At 33.9% G+C, this 21,717-nt stretch carries 17 protein-coding genes; all 17 read right to left on the bottom strand.

The annotated features are described in order from the left end of the window. Nucleotides 1-2 precede the first annotated feature (2 nt). The 17 genes from ACXAG7_RS16990 to ACXAG7_RS17070 all read right to left on the bottom strand — a co-directional run bounded on the left by ACXAG7_RS16990 (nt 3) and on the right by ACXAG7_RS17070 (nt 21,661). Nucleotides 3-413 (bottom strand): hypothetical protein, encoded by a 411-nt coding sequence (locus tag ACXAG7_RS16990; RefSeq protein WP_476667572.1) that lies wholly within the window; start codon nt 411-413, stop codon nt 3-5. Continuing rightward, nucleotides 413-910, bottom strand: a complete 498-nt coding sequence (locus ACXAG7_RS16995; RefSeq protein ID WP_408044752.1) for a VOC family protein — start codon at nt 908-910, stop codon at nt 413-415. Before ACXAG7_RS16995 ends, ACXAG7_RS16990 begins: the two co-directional genes overlap by 1 nt. A 17-nt stretch (nt 911-927) precedes the next feature. Continuing rightward, nucleotides 928-2,019 (bottom strand): alkene reductase, encoded by a 1,092-nt coding sequence (locus tag ACXAG7_RS17000; RefSeq protein ID WP_408044753.1) that lies wholly within the window; start codon nt 2,017-2,019, stop codon nt 928-930. A gap of 107 nt (nt 2,020-2,126) precedes the next feature. Next, the gene (locus tag ACXAG7_RS17005) at nt 2,127-3,041 is read right to left on the bottom strand and encodes a helix-turn-helix domain-containing protein (protein ID WP_408044754.1); all 915 of its coding nucleotides are present in this window, start codon (nt 3,039-3,041) and stop codon (nt 2,127-2,129) included. Nucleotides 3,042-3,540: 499 nt separating this feature from the next. Further along, the gene (locus tag ACXAG7_RS17010; protein WP_476667573.1) at nt 3,541-4,410 is read right to left on the bottom strand and encodes an alpha/beta fold hydrolase; all 870 of its coding nucleotides are present in this window, start codon (nt 4,408-4,410) and stop codon (nt 3,541-3,543) included. Between the two features lie 292 nt (nt 4,411-4,702). Next, entirely contained in the window at nt 4,703-5,407 is a 705-nt protein-coding gene (locus ACXAG7_RS17015; protein ID WP_476667574.1) for an SDR family oxidoreductase, read from the bottom strand. 14 nt (nt 5,408-5,421) lie between these two features. Then, complete coding sequence (locus ACXAG7_RS17020) at nt 5,422-5,712, bottom strand: putative quinol monooxygenase (protein WP_408044757.1); 291 nt, start codon at nt 5,710-5,712, stop codon at nt 5,422-5,424. A gap of 5 nt (nt 5,713-5,717) precedes the next feature. Then, nucleotides 5,718-7,475, bottom strand: a complete 1,758-nt coding sequence (locus ACXAG7_RS17025; RefSeq protein WP_476667575.1) for an ankyrin repeat domain-containing protein — start codon at nt 7,473-7,475, stop codon at nt 5,718-5,720. A gap of 365 nt (nt 7,476-7,840) precedes the next feature. Next, the gene (locus ACXAG7_RS17030; protein ID WP_408044759.1) at nt 7,841-8,269 is read right to left on the bottom strand and encodes a MarR family winged helix-turn-helix transcriptional regulator; all 429 of its coding nucleotides are present in this window, start codon (nt 8,267-8,269) and stop codon (nt 7,841-7,843) included. 129 nt (nt 8,270-8,398) lie between these two features. After that, a complete protein-coding gene (locus ACXAG7_RS17035; RefSeq protein WP_408044760.1) occupies nt 8,399-9,298 on the bottom strand; it encodes a helix-turn-helix domain-containing protein in 900 nt (299 codons plus the stop codon). Between the two features lie 116 nt (nt 9,299-9,414). Beyond that, nucleotides 9,415-10,875: an efflux transporter outer membrane subunit gene (locus tag ACXAG7_RS17040; protein WP_476667576.1), complete on the bottom strand. Its 1,461-nt coding sequence runs from the start codon at nt 10,873-10,875 to the stop codon at nt 9,415-9,417. Nucleotides 10,876-10,953: 78 nt separating this feature from the next. Next, entirely contained in the window at nt 10,954-14,094 is a 3,141-nt protein-coding gene (locus ACXAG7_RS17045) for an efflux RND transporter permease subunit (RefSeq protein ID WP_476667577.1), read from the bottom strand. Between the two features lie 84 nt (nt 14,095-14,178). Continuing rightward, nucleotides 14,179-15,357, bottom strand: a complete 1,179-nt coding sequence (locus tag ACXAG7_RS17050) for an efflux RND transporter periplasmic adaptor subunit (protein WP_476667578.1) — start codon at nt 15,355-15,357, stop codon at nt 14,179-14,181. A 485-nt stretch (nt 15,358-15,842) separates the two neighbouring features. Beyond that, nucleotides 15,843-16,355, bottom strand: a complete 513-nt coding sequence (locus tag ACXAG7_RS17055; RefSeq protein ID WP_476667579.1) for a hypothetical protein — start codon at nt 16,353-16,355, stop codon at nt 15,843-15,845. A gap of 897 nt (nt 16,356-17,252) precedes the next feature. Next, nucleotides 17,253-17,780: a DEAD/DEAH box helicase family protein gene (locus ACXAG7_RS17060; RefSeq protein ID WP_476667580.1), complete on the bottom strand. Its 528-nt coding sequence runs from the start codon at nt 17,778-17,780 to the stop codon at nt 17,253-17,255. A gap of 72 nt (nt 17,781-17,852) precedes the next feature. Further along, nucleotides 17,853-20,633: a DEAD/DEAH box helicase gene (locus tag ACXAG7_RS17065; protein ID WP_476667581.1), complete on the bottom strand. Its 2,781-nt coding sequence runs from the start codon at nt 20,631-20,633 to the stop codon at nt 17,853-17,855. Nucleotides 20,634-20,635: 2 nt separating this feature from the next. Beyond that, on the bottom strand, nt 20,636-21,661 hold the full coding sequence (locus tag ACXAG7_RS17070; protein ID WP_476667582.1) for a Hachiman antiphage defense system protein HamA: 1,026 nt from the start codon (nt 21,659-21,661) through the stop codon (nt 20,636-20,638). Nucleotides 21,662-21,717 lie beyond the last annotated feature (56 nt).

A 21,717-nucleotide genomic window follows, 5' to 3' on the forward strand; every position in this document is an offset into this window, starting at 1 on the left:
TTCTAATTTGATAGGGTCTCTCCAAACCATTTAAAATATGCATTATCAGCTACTCTATTCACCAACAACAACTTCCCTTCTTTGTTTATTACAGCTTCGTCACCAAAGTGGCCTTCTCGAACCTCTCCTGTCTTTTTGCTTTTAACTCGAAGATATTCATGATAAAAAATATGTCCTGAATGCACTTCGACTACATGGTTCGCTTCAGCTTTTAAAAACCTTACTTTACTAAAAATAAAGCTCCATGTTTCTTCTTTGCACAAATCTGCAGCTCCTTCTCTTACTTCATCGTTGACGATATACGAAAGTCCGCTATGAAATAGACGTGCCATACGCAGAGCATCAGCATTTATTAATCCTTGTGCATATTCGTATAAAAACTGTTTACCAATAGAATTTTCTGTGATATTCATTACTCTTTTGTTGCTTTTATCTCCTGTAAAAATTGAATCATGTTCCCTTCTGGGTCTTTAATAAAGAAAAATTTCACTCCTAGTTCTTTATTTTGATATTCCCAATCAACAGCAACACTCTTGTTTATTAATTCTCGCTTTACCTTTTCTAAGTTTGCTGTTATAAAACAAAACTGTGTTTGTCCCCAAACTCCAGTATGCCTTTGAGGTGCTTTAGGATTTGTAATTTTCGGCACCGCCTCATAATCTTTAATCAGCTCCACTCGATAACCGTTTAATTCTAGAAATATTAAGTAGGTGTTAAATTCAGGGTACTTTTTTTCTTTTAGCTTTTTAAACCCTAATTTACTCTGATACCAATCTGTCATTTTCTCAATACTCGCTACAGAAAAAGTAATTGAATAAGGTTTTATTTTTGATAATTCTGAATTGCCTTGAGAAAACGATGTATTAATCGTAATGAAGAGAAAAAGCAGTATGTATAAGTATTTTGACATTTGTCCGATAGAATTTTCTAATTGTAATTTGAGTAACTTGTATACCCCTCAGCACCTCCACCGTAAAATGTTTGAGCCTTATCAGCACTAACTTCAGTTAATGGATGGTTGTATTTCATACGCTTTACTAAATCTGGATTGACAATAAATGGTCTGCCAAAAGCTACCATATCAGCATATTTCTTTTCTATAAGTTTATTAGCAATCTCTTTTGTTAATTGTCCACATATCATAATTGGATTCTGATAGACTTCTTTTACTTTTTCTCTAAATGAAGTTGCTACTGGTCTAAATGTAGCTACATTTTCCGACAAGTGAACAAATACTAAATTATGTCGATTGAGTTCTTTTAATAAGGCTATAGTTGTTTCGGGCATTTGAGAATCAAGCTCCGGAGCTTCTGATACAAAAGGAGACAATCGAATTGCAACTTTATCCGCTCCTATAGCTTCAATTACATCTTCTACTGTTTCAATTGTAAAACGAATTCTGTTTTTAATACTACCTCCGTAATCATCTGTTCTTTGGTTCACATCCGTTCGCATAAATTGGTCGAACAAATAACCGTGAGCCCCATGAATTTCTACCCCATCAAAACCTGCTTCCACAGCATTTTTTGCTGCTTGAACAAAATCCTGTTTAGTGCGTTCTATGTCTTCTAAAGTCATAGCTTTGGGGATGTCTGTTTCAACCATACCTAGGGTTCCATCTTGTAAAGGACCATAAACCTTATCGGATATCTTTACAGCAGAAGGGGCCAAAGGCACAGTTCCTTTTGTTGTACCTTTAGTTGCTCTTCTACCTACATGCCATAGCTGAATGAAAATCTTCCCTTTGTTTTCATGAACAGCTTGTGTTACTTTTTTCCAACCTGCAATTTGCTCCTCTGTATAAATTCCTGGTGTCATACTATACCCTCTAGCTTCTTTAGAAACGGGAACACCTTCGGTAATTATAAGTCCAGCACTTGCTCTTTGAGAATAGTATAAAGGGGCTAACTCTGTAATGACATCATTCTCATTAGACCTAGCTCTAGTCATGGGAGCCATAACTATTCTATTGCTAAGTTTTAACCCATTAAAAGAAAAGGGACGAAATATAGGATCCATAATCGTATAAGTTTTTTAATTATCTGCTCTATTATCATGAGCAAAATTAACTGACTTATGATTGTCTAAATCTTTGATTTCAAATTGAAAATATCAGATTTCAAAGACTACTTATTTTTCCTGTAGGTAATTGGAGTACTACCAGTATGCTTTTTAAAAAAAGCACCAAAATGACTTGGAGAATCAAAATGCAGTTGATAGGCAATTTCTTTAACACTTTTAGCTGTTTGTAACAGTTCTGCTTTTGCTAATTTAAGAATATGAGTATGTATCGTATTTAAAGCTGTCTGCCCTGTAATCGACTTAACTACTGCGTTTAAATGGTTGGGATGAATATTTAAAATACTTGCATAATACGATGGTGAATGAAAGTTCACTTGACCAACTATTTTAGTATCTGGATAAAAACTTTCTTTTATATGCTTTTGAAATTGCGATAATAATTTCAAATCTGTTCTATGAATGCGTTCATTGATTCTGTCAACCTCTATTTTTTTATTGAATAATCGTTTAATTTGATTCAGTAATTGTAATACATATACTTGAATAAAATCAAACTTATCTTTATTGTCACTGGTATACTCTTCTTTAATTTTTTTATACAAGGCCATGACCTCTGGTAAATCGTTCTTGCCAATCTTGATAGGAATGGATTCGTCTATTTTTAAAAATGAATAATCGTCTAATAACCTATCAAAATGAAAGGAAGACGCTATAAAATCCTGAGAGAAAATAATATAAAAACCCGACCAATCTTGAGAATGATCCCATGATATAATTTGAAAAGGACTATTGAAGAAAATCGTGATTCCATCAGGAAGGTCTGGGTTGTGCCCTAGAAGAGTTTCCCCCTTGCCTTCAATTTTAACAGCGATAAAATAGAATTCATGACGAAATGGTTCCATTTTTGAAAACACAATCCCCATATTTTCTTCAAAACTTTTTACATCAAATTGAGAATGTTTGGGTACTGACAAACCAATGGCTTTGTAGTAATCCGAAATTGTTTTAAAATGCTGCAATGTTTAGTAAATTGATTAGCTCTAATTAATCTTCTTAAAAAATAGTCTTTTTTTAACAAACCACATCTTAGGATTCCGTTATAACAGTTATTCTTCTGAAAATTTTAACACAAAACTTACTTCCCTAAAATTTCATTCCTTTCCTCTTCTTACTCCATTTCTTATAACCTTTCTCAAAAAACAGTGTTCCATTTTTAACAACTCTGTAATCTTTAATTTTTGTTTCTTGCTCGCCCCTACTTTGCTATAAGATTTTAGTAATTTATCACCTACTCTTCTATTGACTAAATAGGAGTATTGTGCATCTCTATCGCTGTAATAGACGTGGTTATTATATTAAAACAGTTAGAAATTAACGCTGTTTCCATAATAAACTCAGCATGGGATATTTTGAAACTATTCATACCGATTCTATCTTCACGCTAAACCGAAAGTACAAGCAGAGTGTCCATCGCCAACTAAAGATATTGAAGTACAAAGCATTCCTTCTAGGTAGCTCCTATCCAATTCTTTCCGTAATTAACTGTACGTAATCCTTTGTTCTTTCTAACTCCGGAAAATGTCCACAGTCATTAAATTCAATAATCTCGCAGTTGTGAATATGCGTCTTAATAGAATTCTTATCCGTTTTACGGTGTGTAAAATCTGCACCTCCCCAAACCAACGTCGTGGGAACTTCATTTAAATACAATTCTGTATGCCTGTCTTTTTTTAGTTCTTGAACTAAAGATGATAAACAAAAGCACCCTCCTTTATGGATAGAAGTTTGTGCTATCTCGGTAAAATTAAATCGAGAAGTACTAGATTTAGGCAAGGCATATTGGTACCAGATTCCAGCAAATTTCTTTGCGTATATTGCATTGGCCACCTGACCTATCAAAGGCGTTTTTATTAAACTAGGAATAGATTTTTCGGTCCATGTTAATAATCCTTCAGCAGAGGGAGTTTGGGATAAAAAAATATGACGGAAACGTTCGGGATTATTCATCGCTGCTTTCATGGCATAATAACCATTAGAACATGAAAATAGTAAGGATACTCTTTCAAGCTCTAAAATATCCATTATTTGATTCAATAAATTTGCACCACTCTCAAAGGAATAATCGTATTTACTATTGGGAAATGAAAAACCCAACCCCGGGTATTCAAAACAAATAACTCTATAATTCTTTGCTAAATTTTGAATTAATGTCGCTTGATGTTCAATGACATTAGGTCCGTCTGGGACATTGATAATAATGGGAAGATTTCCCTTAGTATCAAATACTCTAATTTTCCCATAATCTGTATCCAAATAGCAAAATCCTTCTCCAAATTTAGGAGGTGTTTTCCATTTGTATCTCAAATTGTCGATACTAGTTCCCGTCATACTTTTTTGTAAATTAAATTGAATTATTAATCGATTATTACTATTTGACTTTTAGGTACCGTAAACGCCATGCCTAAAATATTACCTCCAGTTTCATAGATCTCTATACCATTGATTGACCTCCACATGAAACAAGTCTACACAATTTACATTTCCAACCTGAACTCCTCCTACTTTTGTATTTTCTTCTGTAAAAAATTTTCTTATCTGTACCCTATTTACCTTAAACAATCAACACTTCTAGTACGAGTATCGATACCAACACTACAAAGGCTTTTTCAACACCTTACAGTTAAAAAGGTATTTCTTCTCTATTTCTAAAAAACTTTCCTGTGGGATCTCCATTTTCAAATAAAGCTACCCATACGATTGTATCTGCTCCTTCTTCCGGACTTTTAGTCGCACTATCTCCTCCCATGGCAGTTCGTACCCAACCTGGGCACACTGAATTTACCAAAATATTATAGGGTTTCAATCGATTAGCCAATTGCAGTGTTAAACCATTTAATGCTAACTTAGATAAACTGTAACCAGGTGTTCCTCCTGTCTGTGAACTCAATGATCCCGCTCCGCTACTCACGTTTACAACACTGGCACTGGTTGCTCTTTTTAATAAGGGTAATAAGTTTTGCGTTAGTTGCCAAGGGGCTAAAAAATTAGTTTCTAATGTTTCTCTAACTTCTATTAAGTCAGCATCTTCAACAGTCTGCCAAGTATCATAATTTATACCAGCATTGTTTACCAAAATATCCAACTTTCCATAAGTCGATTCAAGAAAATGGTAACAATCCTGAATATTCTTTGGATCGTTTACGTCTAATTGACAATAGACAACATTTCCAAAAGCGGAAAGTTTACGTACCGCTGCTTTTCCTGTTACCTCCGATCTACTTGTAGCAATCACGGTATGTCCCTTTTGCAGCAAACCTTTGGCTATGGCAAAGCCAATACCTCTATTCGCTCCTGTTACTAAGGCTATCTTACAATTTGATTTCATTAACTATATCAAATTTAGTATCGTTGAACTTCATAAACTTTCATTGCTGTTTCTTGAACAAACCAAGGTTCAATTTTTTTAAAAAAAGCAATCATATGTGCTGTTTGTATATGATTTTCTTGTGCTTCTTTGGATTCCCAACGCTCAAAAAGAAACAAATCATTCTGATTCCTAGTGCTTTGATGCAGTTCGTACTCCAAACAGCCTTCTTCTCTATGTACTTCATCAACTATTTCATGAAAAGCATTAATAAAGTCTTGCTTGTGTTCTTGGATTGGTCTTGCTTTTACAGTAAGTATAATCATAAGTATTAGTTAGCGGAGTTCTTTGCTATATACCTAACAATCTCTTGATAGTTATAACGCTTTGCCAAATCTAAAGGTGTATCACCCTCGTAGGTTTTTAAATCTAGTCTAGCACCGGCATCGATTAATAGTTTGGCAGCCTCAGTATTCCCGTGCCAAATAGCATCGTGTAAGGGTGTATATCCATTGTTCAACCCTTGATCATTGATGTATTTTTGAGCATCTTTATGAGCAACCAACATCTTCATAATTTCTGCATTCCCCATGTATCCAGCTTTATGAAAGGCAATCGCATTCATTAAATATCCTCGTTGCCCAATAGCTGCTCCTGCCTCTAGTAATACCTTTACGGTTTCTGGATAGTTATTACGTGCAGCTACTAATAATGGGGAATGTTTATCGTTACCGCTACCAACAATGTACGATTCGGTATTTACTGACTCACCTGAGGCAATCAGTGCCTTGATCTTTTCAGATTTTTCGTGATCAGATAATTTATTGTCTATGACTACTTGATAGACTTTTTGATTTTCAATCTTCTCCTTTAGTTGTTTTTCGTATGCATCAAAAATAGCAGTAAGTACTGCATAACGCTGTTTTTCCTCCTCCGTTTGGTTTTGGTCAAATCCGCCTATGACATCTCTTGCCATTCTGCCTCCAAAAGGTGATTTTGCATAGATATTGATGTCTTTGGCCTTTAATAACTCTTTGATGTTTTCTGCTTTAGAATACCAAGCTGCCACCATTAATGGCGTATGTCCTGCATGTGGTGTATGTAAATTGACAAAAGCACCGTTATCGATTAAAATTTTAATCATTTTCGGATTATCTAACTGAGCGGCTATATGCAAAGGCGCATTTCCCATTCGTTTATCTAACTGATTGATATCAGCTCCATTTTTAATCAGTTCAAGTACTTTTGCTTCATCATTTTCTATTATAGCCTGATGCAAATCAGGTAATTCATTCACCAGCTCTAAGTTTTTAAGCTCTTGTAAAATGGCCTTTCCTACTCCATGTGCAGATTGCGGATTTTGACCTGTTACTACTCTTTGGTCAACGGTGACATGAGCTTGCCAAGGAGCTGAAAATTCAAATTTCGCACCTCTTTCCTTCAAAGCATCCTCTAGAAGATAAGGCACAACTTTATCCAATTTTACTAAACGCTCCTCCTCATTGGTAAAGCCATTTATTTTTTTATCCTGTATTAAATACTTCCCATTACTTAATTTGATATTTAATAACCCAGAAGGCCCATGACAAACGGCACTCACTACTCCGTTATTTTCATAAATTTTAGCTGCTATTTTTGCTAATTCTTGATTTTCTTTAAAATCCCACATAGTACCGTGTCCTCCAGCGTAATGGATGGCAACATAGTCTTCCGGATGTACTTCCTCGGGCTTCAAAGTATTTTCAATTTTTTTTCGATATATCTTATCTTCCCAAAGTTTTTTATTTATAGGATCTTTTAAATCGAATCCGTCAACTGGCGGATTTCCTCCTTTAGGAGAAACAAAATCTATTTCATATCCTGCCTCTGTTAAAACCTCCCAAGGATGACTCACTTCACTTAAATAAAACCCTGTTTTTTCTCCAGTATTTCCTTTTTCTTTATGACTTGTAAGTACGAATAGTATTTTCTGTTTGCCCATCCCAACTTTGACCAACTGCTTTTCAAAAACTTTTACTGAATTTAAGTTTTTAAAACTAAATAGTACCAGTGACAATAACACAACAGTTATAATTTTAGGTGTTTTCATTATATATATTTTATACTTCTTTTACTAAATATTTATGGATTTTTAGACCTCCTTCGTCTGTAACTTTCATTTCCCAGTTTTCTTTTACATGCCTATAATTCGTTTCATTGGTATAGGTTTCTTAATTTTTGTACATACCATGCTACAATCATATATAGCGAGTTAAACAATTGACTTTCAACAAATATTCAAATACTCAAGTACTCAAATAAGCACAAAAGCTCTCTGACTTGAAATTGGTTATATCCTAAACCTGCATAAGCGTCTGCCGGACCTCCAACATTAGTATTGCTTTCATCCCTAAAACAATTAGTTGTACATACAATTTTAAGTTTTAAAAAAAACAACTTTTTATCGTTGTTTACTTATTTTAATATCTCGTTGGCTTTATGAATATCCGCTGTTAATTGTACGGCAAAATCTTTCCCCAATACTTTACAATACTTCCCAAACAAATCAGATAAAGCCTCATTGAGCTTTTCTTTTAATTTCACTCCTTCTTCCGTTGGAAATACAAATACATTTCTGCCTTGTTGTTGACGTTCAACATAACGCATCACGATGAGTTTATCTATTAATCGCGTCATTGTTGATGCCTTTACATTCATTTTCTTACTCAACTCATTCTGTCCCATTCCCGGATCATTGATAAGTAAAAGCATTAAATGTGCATATGATGGCGATAACCCTGTAATTCTAAAGGACTCTTCTGCCATCGCACTAATATGCCTTGACAATGAGTTCACTGTAAAATAAAGACAACATTCTTGAAAGGTATTTTTCGATTCGCTCATCTACATCCTTTTTGAGTACAAATCTACATCTTATTAGTTGTACATACAAATTTCATAAGATATTTGAAGACGCTATTTCGTTAGTAGGGCGGCTAACATCAATAAACGAACTCACTTAAATTATCGAAATCACATATGTTTTTCTCTGTACTGTTTCGGTGTTTCATTCGTATATTTTTTAAAAAAACGCGTAAAATGAGTAGGTTCTTGAAAATTTAATCGATAGGAAATTTCACTTATGTTGTATTCCGAATACAGAAGTAGATTTTTACTTTCCAAGAAAATTCGTTCATGAATAATCTCTTTAGCTGTTTTCCCTGACACTTCCTTTACAATAGTTGTCAAGTAATTAGGTGTAACATTTAGCGCTATTGCATAATTGCTAACCACTCGTGTCCCTAAATACATTTTGTCTACCAGTTGCTGAAATTGTTTCACCAAAATTTGTCCTCTCGACAAGTTGCCTTCCTTCGTTTTGTAACGTTCAAAAATCGCTTTACAATTGTATAACATCGCCACCAACATTGCTTGCAACATTTTCTCTTGATAAGGATGTTCTGTATTGTAAATAGTAAGCATGCGTTCCATGTCAATTTCTAGAGATATTCTCTCTTCATCTGTCATTAAAAAAACACTGTTTTCAGAAAGTTTAAAAAAAGGAAATTCTTTAATTAGATTTTTTTGCAAGTATTCAGGTAAAAACTCTAATTGAAATTGTATGTGGTGCCCTTTGTTTTTGACATCTCTAATCCAAGAAAAAACCTGACCAGGTACCACAAACCACAAAGGACTATCCTGTAAGGTTATTGAATCGGTATTTAAGTTAATTTTACTTTGAGCGCCTATGTTTTTTAAAATCCCTACCTGATAAAACCCTTGACGGTAAGGTGGCATGCATTTTACACTCGAGGGCTCTAATGATTCAATGGTAAATATATCAAACCCGTCAATATGACTTCTGTGATCAAAGCCTGTCGCTGCATGTAATTCATTACTTGTGGCATACACTGGTATTCTTCTTTCTGACATAATTTAAACTAGAATTTACTATTTACGAACAACAACGGCCTGATAATACTGAAAAACGCTAGCATCGTTATCAAACAGTAACTCTAGTAGGACTAGAGTCACTGCTTGTTTAGGACTTACCTTCTCGTTTGATCCGTATGTTTGAGACGTTCAAATTTTTGCGCACTAACTTCTTCACTGATAATCTCCCAACCCCCTCCTAAACTTTTATAAATGGCTATTAAAGATGTTGCCGTGAGCATTTCACTAGTAGCGAGCTCATGTTCTATCTGTAACAAGATACGATCTGCATTTAAATAATCAATAAAACTGTCTAAGCCTGCTTTGTATCTTTCACGGGCAAATTTAGCTGATTGAGCACTTGCTGCCGCAGAACTGCGAAGAAACTCTCTTTGCTTGAGTTGTTGCTGGTAATTATTCATAGCGGTTCTAATTTCTTCCAAGGCTGTTAATACAGTCTTTTTATACTGTTGTAGTGCCGCTAACGTCAGTGCATCATCGCGATTAATTTGCTTCTTAACACGCCCTAGGTTAAATGCAGCCCAATGAATATTTGGCATAATACTCCAAGTAAAAGATTCTTGTTTACCAAAATTAGAGAAATCTACTGCTGAAAAGCCTATACTCCCATTAAAACTAATTTGAGGGTACAACGTCGCTACTGAGATATTATATTTAGCTATTTGTTGTTGCAATTTGGCTTCAGCGATTCTGATATCAGGTCTTCTGCGCAGTAATTCTTTTATCCTTCCTGTTAGTACTGTCTTTGGCAAATTGGGCAAATTCTTTTTCGATGTAAGCAGCGCTCCTAAATTCCCAGGCTCCTCCCCTATAAGTATACTAAGACGATTTTCTATGGCTGCTATTTTTGCCTTTAGTATTGGAAGGCTACTTTTTGTCTTTTCCAATTGCGCCTTTGCTCTAGTAGTGTCTAGATTACTACTTCTTCCTACTTGAAACAGTTGTTCTGTAAGTTCGTAAGTTGCTATTTGGTCTTTCAAATTACGTCGTGCTATATCCAATTGGTGTTGGGTTCCTCTCAAGGCGATGTAATTTCTTGCTACTTCAGCAAAAATACTAACGTATACTCTTTGCATATCTGCCAACGCTACTTTCTGAATAGCATATGCTTGTTGCACTTTAGCAGAAACCCCTCCAAAAAAATCGAGCTCCCATGCCGCATCAAAACTCGCATTATACGTATTGAAAGTCGGGTTCACCCCTTGGACAAATACATTTTCACCCAATCGAGTGCGAGTAAAGTTGCCATTGGTTGTGAGTGTTGGGTATTGATCAAACTTAGTTCCTTTGAGCAAAGCTCTTGCAGCAAATAAATTTGCCGTTGCTGTATTAATATCTAGGTTATTGATTCTTGCTTTTTGGATAAGCGTATTCAACGTAGTATCATTAAATGCTTCCCACCATGTTGTAATTGGGGCGCTCGCTTTAAATAGTTCATCGCTTTTTAGATAGTTTTTATCTACCGGGATGGCTATTTTTTTCTTAAAATCTCTTTTGGTTATTCCACATGAAAACAGCAACAACGAGAGATTTATGAGTAAAATTATTTTTTTCATTATGAGTATATTAACTACTTCTATATGACAAGTATCAAAATAGAAAGATCTATTAATTTAATATGTTAAGTAAATGCTTTAGCTACGTCGTCTTTTCTTCGCGGTTAATTTTCTTCCTAAGTAATAGAATACGGGAGTTAAAAACAGTCCAAACAAGGTGACTCCTAGCATACCACTAAACACGGAAATCCCTAATGAAACCCGCATTTCAGCCCCAGCTCCTGTAGCTATTGCCAACGGTACCACGCCGAGTATAAAGGCTAATGCAGTCATTAGAATTGGACGCAATCGCAAACGAGCAGCTTCAATAACAGCTGTTTTTAAGCTAGTTCCCTGATCTTCTAATTGCTTCGCGAATTCCACAATTAGAATTGCATTTTTACTCGCTAAACCTACCAGCACGACAAGTCCAATTTGGACTAAAATATTATTGTCCAACCCAGCCATATCAACTCCTATCATCGCAGAAAGTAATACCATTGGAACTATAAAAATAACAGCCAGTGGAAGGATCAAACTTTCAAATTGTGCAGCGAGTAATAAGAATACAAAAACAACAGCCAGTAAAAAGGCTATAAAAGCAGTATTTCCAGCTTGTTTTTGTTGATAAGCCATTTCTGTCCATTCAAAAGATATTCCTTGTGGTAAAATTTCATTCGCTAACGCTTCCATTTTGTTCAATGCTTCACTGGTACTATACCCAGGTGTAATATCTCCCACTAATGAAGCTGCAGGATATAGATTAAATCTGGGGATTCTAGCAGGTCCAGCGATATTTTTTTGGGTGCTTATGGTTCCTAGGGGTACCATTTCTCCTTGATTGTTTCGAACTCTAATTCTCGAAATATCATCTGGTGTTAACCTGTTAGGTGCATCTGCCTGTGCTGTAACTCTATAGGTTCTTCCGAGGTAATTAAACTCATTGACAAAAGCAGATCCTAAATATACTCCTAACGATTCGAATACTTGATTAACAGGAACCCCCAATTGTTGGGCTTTGGTACGATCAATATCTAAATATAATTGCGGGGTTTGGTTGTCAAAAAACGTAAATACATTGTTCAGTGCTGGATCTTCATTGGCTGCAGCCGCCAATTTGTAGGTAGCAGCTATCAAAGCATCTGTTCCTAAGTTGGCTCTGTCTTGTACCATCATTCTAAACCCTCCAGCATTCCCAATTCCTGCAACTGATGGCGGTGGAATAACCACTATAAATGCATCGTCTATTTGAGCCATTTTACTGCGCAGTGTGTTCATCAATTCGTGATAATCGATGTTCTTTTTTTCCCGAACACCAAAGTCTTCTAAAGTCACAAAAATAGCAGCTGTATTAGATGCATTGGTAAAAGAGGCAGCATCAAAACCAGTAAAAGAAATGGCTGTCTCTACACCATCAACCTCTAGCATGATATCTAATGCCTCATTGATTACCTCATCAGTTCTACTCAAAGATGATCCTGGAGGTAATTGGATGGCTGTGATAAAATACTGCTGATCCATTGCAGGAACAAACCCTGTAGGGACTTTATTAAATTGAATTCCTGTTAGTGCTATTAGCCCTCCATACACCAACATCACAAGGACACTAGTTCTCAACAATTTACGAACACTATTCCCGTACCTAGAAGCCAGTGTATCCATAAATTTGTTAAACACATTGCCTATGAAGGAAAAAGGTTTTAAGTAAAATGCCGTTTTCTTATTTGTGGGATCCTCATGCCTCATCAAAAGTGCTGCCATCGCAGGACTCAAGGTTAAGGATACAAATACAGAAATGGCCGTTGCTACTGCAATAGTCAATCCGAATTGTTTATAAAACTGTCCAGAAATTCCATCTAAAAAAGTAGTTGGTATAAATACCGCTATTAATACTAAGCCTATTGCCACTAAAGCTCCCCCTACTTCATCCATGGTTTTTTTTGCAGCGTCTTGCGGAGAAAGTCCTTCCTTAAGATAACGCTCCATATTTTCTACTACTACAATAGCATCATCTACCACAATACCTATCGCAAGCACCAATCCAAAAAGTGTTAAATTATTCAATGAAAATCCAATGGCCTGCATAACCGCAAATGTCCCTATCAAAGATACAGGAATGGCCAAAATAGGAATAATCGCCGCTCTCCATGATTGTAAAAACAATAGAATTACAAATACCACTAATAAGATAGCTTCAAAGATAGTATGATATACTTCATCAACAGATTTTTGCACAAATTCTGTAGGATTATAGGCTATTTTATACGCAAGATCTTCTGGGAAGTACTGCGAAAGTTCAGCCATTTTTTCTTTGATTTTAGCAGAAGTTTCCAGTGCATTTCCCCCGGGTTGTTGGAAAATAGGCATTGCAATTGCAGGGTTCTTGCCCAGATAACCCTTCGTGGCATAATTTTGAGCTCCTAGCGCTACACGTCCTATATCTTTTACACGAACGATACGACCATCTCCATTGGTTTTTACGATAATATTTTCAAACTCTTCAGGCTGTACTAGTTTTCCTTGTGTTTGAATGTTCACCTCAAAAGCAGTTTGAGAACCAGACGGCAACTGGTTAAGAGTACCACTTGCTACCTGCGCGTTTTGGCTACGGAGTGCCGCTACAACTTCTCCTGCAGTCATGCCAATATTGGCAATTTTATCAGGATCGAGCCAGATACGCATTGCGTATTCGGAAGCACCAAAAATTCGTATTTCTCCCACTCCCTTTATTCTAGATAATTGATCTTTGAGTTGTAGCGTTACATAATTGGCTATAAAGATCTGATCATAAGTTTTGTTTGGAGAGTACATATTGACCACCATTAGAATATCAGGTGCTATTTTTTTCGTAGTTACTCCTAGTCTTCGTACCGATTCTGGTAGTCGAGGCTCAGCAAGCGCTACTCGGTTTTGAACTTGAACCTGAGCCTTGTCTAAATCTGTTCCTAACTCAAAAGTGACCTGAATAGTTACTACCCCATCAGCAGAAGATTGCGAGGTCATATACAGCATATTCTCGACACCATTAATTTCTTGTTCTAAAGGAGTCGCTACAGTTTCCGATAAGGTTTTAGCACTAGCTCCAGGATATGCCGCAACGATTTCTACCGTAGGTGGAGCAACTTCTGGGAACTGCGATACTGGAAGCGAAATATAAGCTAAACTACCTACAATGACTACTAAGATACTTAGTACTGCTGCAAATATGGGTCTCTTTATAAAAATGTGACTTATTTTCATGATTGTTTACTTTATTTTAGGCATCAGAATGCCTGTCTCCGTAGCTATACAGAGATGACTTTATAATTACTATTTAATGTTTAGTTATTCGGTAAGAGAAGAGGCTGTTGGAGCAATCGTAATTCCCGGGCGAATTTTTTGAATATTATTGATAATTAATACATCGTTTGGAGATAAACCCTTTCTAATAATACGAAGTCCATTACTGTGCAAAGGTCCTAATTCAACATTTACTGATTTCACTTTATTTTCTTTGGTTACGACATACACAAAACGAACAGATTGATTTGTTCCAATAACCTCATCGGGAATCATAATTGCCTCGTGTTCATCACTCACTTCAATTTTAGCTTTGCCAAACATTCCGGGTTCTAGCAAGTAATCGTCATTTTCTAAAATTGCTCTTCCTTCAATAGTTCCTGTATTCCTATCAATTTGATTGTCTATAAAGTCCATTTCCCCTTTGTGTTGATAGCTAGTTTCATCTTGTAGTTTAATCAGAACCGGTTGTTCTGCAGTACGCATAGCAGTAGTTTTGCCGTTTTTTGATCGACGGGTATACTTTAAAAAATCTGCTTCACTTTCGGAAAAATAAAAGTATATGGGATTTGTTGTTACAATAGTTGTTAATAGTGTCGCATTGGCGGTTCCTCCATTAATTAAATTTCCTCTGTTTACAAAATCTCGACCGACGCGTCCTTTAATAGGGGCTTTGACTTTGGTAAATTCAAGATTTAGCTCCGCAGCCGCAACGGTGGCTTCGGCTAATTGAACATTTGCCTTTGCAGCAGCTAAGGCTTGAGCCCTACGGTCATACTCTTCCAGTGACACCGCCCCAGATTCCTTTAAAGACTGTACTCTATTAAAATTATCTTGTGCTTGTTTTTGTACGGTAAGAATTTGCTCGTATCTCGCCATAGCCTTACGCAATTCAATTTTAAATGAACGTTGATCAATAATAAAGAGCACGTCTCCTTTATTTACAATTTGACCATCTTTAAAATTAACCTTTTCTATATAACCATTTACTCTAGCACGAACCGCTACCTGATTGCTTGCTTCAAACCTTCCTGTGTATTCATCCCATTCCTTGATTTTTTCAAATAGAGGTTTTGCCGTTTTAACGGCCATTGGTTTTTGATGTATACTTGGACTTTTTTCCTCTTTTTTATTAGCAAAAGCTAGTGAAATAGCAGTTAATATTGCGATTACAGTAGCTGTCAAAATTATGAATCTACCTTTTATTGCTGTTCTTTTCATCATTATCGTTTTCTACTTAATAAGTATCTTTAAATTATTTAGACTGCAAAATTATTGTCTCCCTCTCAAGTACAACTAACCATAATCTTCAATAAAATGACCAAAATCTACGATTTATTAAGAAATGATCATAAAACACAATTTTCAAATTTTCATTACTATATGTCTTAAAGCGCGAAAAGGCTTCTCAAAATCCTCCTCGCCAACAACACTCCTATTCTGGGAGATAAAACCTATTTTTTAGATGGGTTACTATTAAATGGAAATGGACTCTATTTGCATGCCTCTACGCTTGAATTCATCCATCCCTTTACCTCCAAACCAATAAAAATAACAGCAAAACTCCCTAAAAAATTTATACGGATACTTCCACTGTAAATGAAAAAACACAGAGTCTTGCTTCCTTAAAAAACAAAAGCCCTACCCCATTCGGTAAAGCTTTTGATTTTTATAAGATTGGGGCACTCAAATAATCGTCCCCTTATTTATTAGGCTATATCTCCGTAATTACAATTGTTCATAGTAGATTGAGTAGCCAAATCGGCAGTGGTGAAAGAACTTTGTCCGGTGTCTGTGTCGTACGAATAGTACCCGTATACATAACAATTGGTAGCATTATCAAAAACGTATCCTGGCCATGTAATGACCAGTCCTTGTACAGGAGGAGTATCCACACCTCCAGTATGAATAACGACCTGTACTTCCTCTTTGGTCTTCGCATCTTTGGTAAGTACCATCTTTAATGTTGGGGAGCTACTCTCTAAAGGTGCTTCAAAATTATACTTGATCAAATGTTTATCGGAATACTCCAGTTCTCCATCTTCCGTAACAGGTCCGAATTCCAGTTCAACAGTGACAATGCCTCTCGGTGTTTTCTTGTTCTTCTTGTTAACTAGGCTCAAAGCAGGTTCATTTGCCCTGGCTTCTGTTGGCAATTGCTCAGCAGTACAACCTACCAGCAAAGCCACCAGTACAAGAGCTCCTAAGTGTAAAGTTTTCATGATTCTTTTTTTTGGTTAATAACGGCAAACTAGTATAAATTACTAATTTCCAATACATAAACTTTCCGAAACAATGCTTTCAGCTTCCTAAGTGCTTTTTTATGAGCACCATAGCACCTCAGCAACCGACCACCTTGATCACGAAAAGAAATTCCCACAACTTAGGCACCATAAACCATAAGTATCCCCTTCGATACACCTAAAAAGGTACTCTTATTACATTTCATTTTGCTTTAATCCCTAAACATCATACCTTCCAAAAAAAGTAGTTATATGATAATTTATAGACTATCCCTTTCAACATAGGAAACTATAGGATGGGCTGGTTTGGGTAAATTAGAAAATAACCAAGGTACTATTGCTTGGGAAATTTTACTTCGATAGAAAAAGAAGGTATTACAAATACCTTATACTAATATTTTTAGAATAATACAACGATCAGATTTTGAAATATAATGTTGATTGACCCCATATAGAAACAAGAAGATTTAAGTCATATTAATTCCATTTAGAAATGGTAACAAAAATACTCAAGCTGACCTAGCTGATTGTAGATCTAACCAATAAAAAGTATGAATAAAAGAATAATTTATATACCACTAATATTATATTTATTCACAGACATTTTTGGAGGATACTCCAAAGAAAACTTTTTTGGGTTAAATTAACCTTATTCATTTCAATCGTTATTATTGGACTCTATTTTAAAATCTCAAGTAGAGAAAAATAACTTGTATATAACAAGGTATCTAAAAATTTGATCTCCTCCCGTATTTAGGAATTTTCCCCCAATAAAATACGCAGTAATCAATTCTTTAAGGAGTAGTTCCTAAAGAATTAAAAACAATTGTAATTTTGAGAAAATTCTACAGTTAAGCAGTTCTAACTTTGGGAAGCTTACACAAAAACAACTTTCTTACCATATTCTATATAGTAATTAGATAATGTTTTTAAATAATGTCTTTTATTACTAGAATTAATAAATGCTTCTTCTCCTGGATTACCCAACAAGCAATTAGCTGTTACTATATGAACTCTTTGCCTTGTAAAGTCTGGCAATTCATTTTGATTTAAAGTTTCATATCTAAAGACTTTATTCTCGGGTATTCCTTTCTCTATAACATCATTATAATATTGTTCTACTAAACTTACAAATGGAGATGCTATAAAGATTAAATAATCCCTATCCAATTCATAATATTTCTTAACTATTTCAATGATTGAATAAGTTTTTCCTTGTCCCACAGCAGCGTTTATAACAACTGTATTCTTTTCTTCTAAATCTATTTTAGATTGAATAGCATCATTTATATATCCTTCAGAGTTTGGCTGAATAATACTCTTCTCACCTACCAGGAACTGAGGAAAGTCTTCTGGATTTATTTTTTTAAACTCTATTGGGTAATTTTCAAATTCACCATTCATAACTAACTTTTATTAAGAGCCCTAAAATACCACTTTCCTAAAAACAAAAAGGAGATCATAAACAGATCTTCTTTATTTATCACTTAACAATCTTAGTCTTTTTAAATATCTATTATATATTGGTTTTAATCCCTTAATCTCATTTTGAAGAGATAACCAACCGATTATATCTAATTTCTCTCTATCACTCTTACCTACTGTACTTACATATTTTTTAGCCACTTTAATTGCAACTGTTCTAGAAATACCACTAGAAATTAATTTTTTTACATTTTTATCCCTAGTACCTAACTCTAAGGCTAATGGTAATCCAAGGGTCATTTTATACGTTTCCTTCTCTTCTTCTGATAAAATAACATTCAAAATATCAACTAGTAATTTTGTATACTTTACTAAAACAAAAGTTACAACAGAAGAGTTTATCTTGATAATTCTATTTATCAAGCTATTAACATCTTTAGCATCATTAGGATTAATCCTTTCATTTAAAGGCACTCTTTCATCCGTAGAATAATATTTTAAATCACTATCTATTAATTCTTTAAAACTTAATCCTTGTAACCAAGTTGTTGCGTGTATTGCCATGACTGTAGAGTTAACACTACCAATCCTGTACCTCTCAAAAATTTCACTATTAATATTAAAAATAGAATCTAAACCTTCAAAAATCGTTAGTAACTGCCAAAACATTGGTTTCTCTTCATTGGGCAACATCTCGACCCCCTCTTTTTTTCTTCTCTTTTCTAAAATTGAATTAGGTGTTATAACCCAATTTTTTACTGAGTTATTTTTTAACTCTAAGTACAATTCATTCTGTAAAATTGGATCTATAGATTGATTTTCTAACACTATGGACCTAGGGATAGATAAATTATCTAATTGCTTCCTTAATACTTTTAAACTCTCATTAATAACAACTTCAGGTAAACCTTTCATTTTTAAATACTGAAAAATTTCATTGTTATTTTTCACATATTTATTTCTAATAAAAAGTGTTATTTGTTTTTGTCTCGATGTTTTTGCATAGTCTTTCTTTCCATTTTTTTTAAATTCTTCAATCTCATGAATTGATTTACTCAAGTGCTCAAAATCATATATTGGAAGAGATTTACTAGAAAAGGTTTCTATTTCCTTTTTATAGTCAGCATCATAATAGTCTTCAATTTTTTTACCTTTATAATTTGGCTTCTCAACAAAATAAATAGTTCCATAAAGAGATTTGTTCAACCTACCTGCTCTTCCTATTAAGTTACCAAATTCAAAATCTGTGAGTTCATCAATATTCTTTTTAGGTGTTAAAATGAATAAATTATTAGCTGGTAAATTTACACCTTCTAATAAAGTAGAAGTACAAAATAAAGACTCTATATCCCCCATTTGAAATAATTCTTCAACCTCTTTTCTAATTATATCAGGAAGTTTTCCATGATGAAAAGCAATTCCTTTCTTTAAACAATCTATTAAGTAATATTTTGAATTAAACTCATCTTTTAAAAAGGAAATTAACTCTTTTACTCTTTTTGTTTTTTTAATATTCTCTTTACTCTCTTGAAATTCTCTTGCCCATTTTTCTGAATAATCTCCTCTGTTACAATAAATCAAATTTAAGTCATTAGGGGCTATTAAATTAATTACCTCTTGAAGTATTCTACCATTAGTATTTATTTTAAAAAGAGATAAACTATTGAAAGTAGTATTAATAGTAAATATTTGAGAAGAATTAATGCCATCCCTATAAATTACTTCTAATTTACAATCATTAATAGGTCTAACAATTTTTTTCAATTGAATAACTGGGGATAGGCTTGTTTGAATAGAATCTGAATCCCTGTAAAACAATTCTTGAAAAGTTTTTTCTGGTTTGTTTATATTAGGACCAGCAGTAACTATTTTTGCTTTTTTAAATTGTCTAGATAGGTCTTCAAAAACATTTTCAAATGTAGCTCCTCTTCCCTGCTCATCTTCAACCCCTTGAATTTCATCAATAAAAATAAAATTCAATTTAATTTTATTCTCTCGATCCGCTAATAGAAGTTTGATACATCTTTCAGGAGTTAAAATATAAAGAGTTTTCTTTATTTTCCTTTTACTTTTTTCATGGAGATTCTCATTTAAAGATTCATTCTCATCTATATAAGCTGTTTTGATATCAATTTTTCCATCATTTAACTCCCCTCTAAACTCCTCGCTCACTTGATTGATTAAAGCTCTAGAAGGTACAATATATAAAGCATTGAATTTTTTTGAAGTGTTAAATTTTTCAATTAAGTATTGCTTGATTATGAATGATTTTCCAGATGAAGTTGGAGCTGAAACTGATATATTTTTATCTAAAAGTAATTTCCTCCAAAGTGTCTTTTGAAATTCTGTTACTAAATAGTTTGAACTAGACGTAGATATGATTTTATCCTGTCTTTGATACAACAATTCTAGAGATAGTAATTCTCCAAAATCAAATTTTGACTCCAAGTTCATAGGGTTTGAAATAACTTCCGCGCTCCAGTTTTCATAAAGTCCTTTAAAAAATTTAGTTCCTGTTAAATTTCCTAACCTAGAAAACAACACGTAACAAGCCCTAATTATATCTGGATAATTATCATCCTTTTCTGAGAAAGTTAAAAACAATAAAGAAGCAAACCTTTGAGCTCTTTCCTTATAAAGTTCATTCTCACTACTTGATAAAATGGAGACTAACCAAATTGCTTTCTTCAGAGCCTTAAAATCAACTTCTAATCTAAGATTAGGTGTATAATTGAAATTATTACTATTAATAAAGTTATTAGTTAATACATTAAAAACACTTTTAAGTGTTGGGTGATTAAATGCTTGCTCAGTAATTCTATTATCAACCATTCTTATAATAAATTATCATCTAATGAATTCCTAAACCTTTCTACTTTGTCCACAGGAATCAAAAAGAAATCTAAAAAAACATGCTCTAAATGAGATTGTTTAACTTTTTCTTTTATTAATTCAATGCCTCTTTTCTTTTCCTTTATCTTTTTCAACATCATTTTATTTAGTTTCTCAATAAACTCTTCTTGCGAAGTTGATTTTAGCTTTAATTTCTGAATAAACTCTCTTTCATACATTAAAAGAATTGGATGTACTAAAATTTGTTTTCTATATGAATCTTCTTCAACATCTAATCTTTCATATAACTCATCTATATCATTTACTCCATCATCATACTTATTGATGTCCCCTCTAGCGATTAAGAGTTCATGGCTTAAATTATGAGCTTGTTCTTTATCTGAATGATACCTATTAATGGACTCTAAAGCTTCTTTTATAGCATCCGAAAAGCTTTGCATCACTTTAGACTCTCCTATTAGCAAAGCTTTTTTATTTTTATAATCCCCTATAAATATGCCATCACTACCTTTAACCTCATCATTAACATTAGATAAATGTGATATCTTATGGGCTATCATTTTGCATTTTAGAACTCCTTCTACCAAAGCAAATAGGAGAAGCTCTCCATATTTACCACCTATATATTTTTCTGATTTTTTTTTAAAAAACTTTCTACTCTCATTAAATATCTCAAACCAGGTTTCTTGAGTTGTTCTTTCTGATTCAACCTTTATTAAAGTATCCAATTCATTTAAAGACAAGTGACTATTTTTCTTTTTAATTTCTTTGACCTTCTTTTTAATTTTTCTTTGCAATTCGGCATCAATTTCTTTTTGACTTTTAACATAATGAGGTAAAATTTTAGTTAAAAATTTACTAAGAGAAATAAAATTAAAATCAATTGATGATGGTAAAATAGTATAAACCCTAAAACTAAGTTTAGAGTTAATCTCTTCAGTTAAATGGTGAGTTAACTCACTATCTACCCAATCTTTTCTTATCTGGATAATATTTTCCCATTCCATTAATAGCTACATTTTTTAATAATAAAATTATCAAATTTATTTCATTAATAATTCTT

The sequence above is a fragment of the Tenacibaculum sp. AWR4_210 genome, assembly GCF_056160945.1.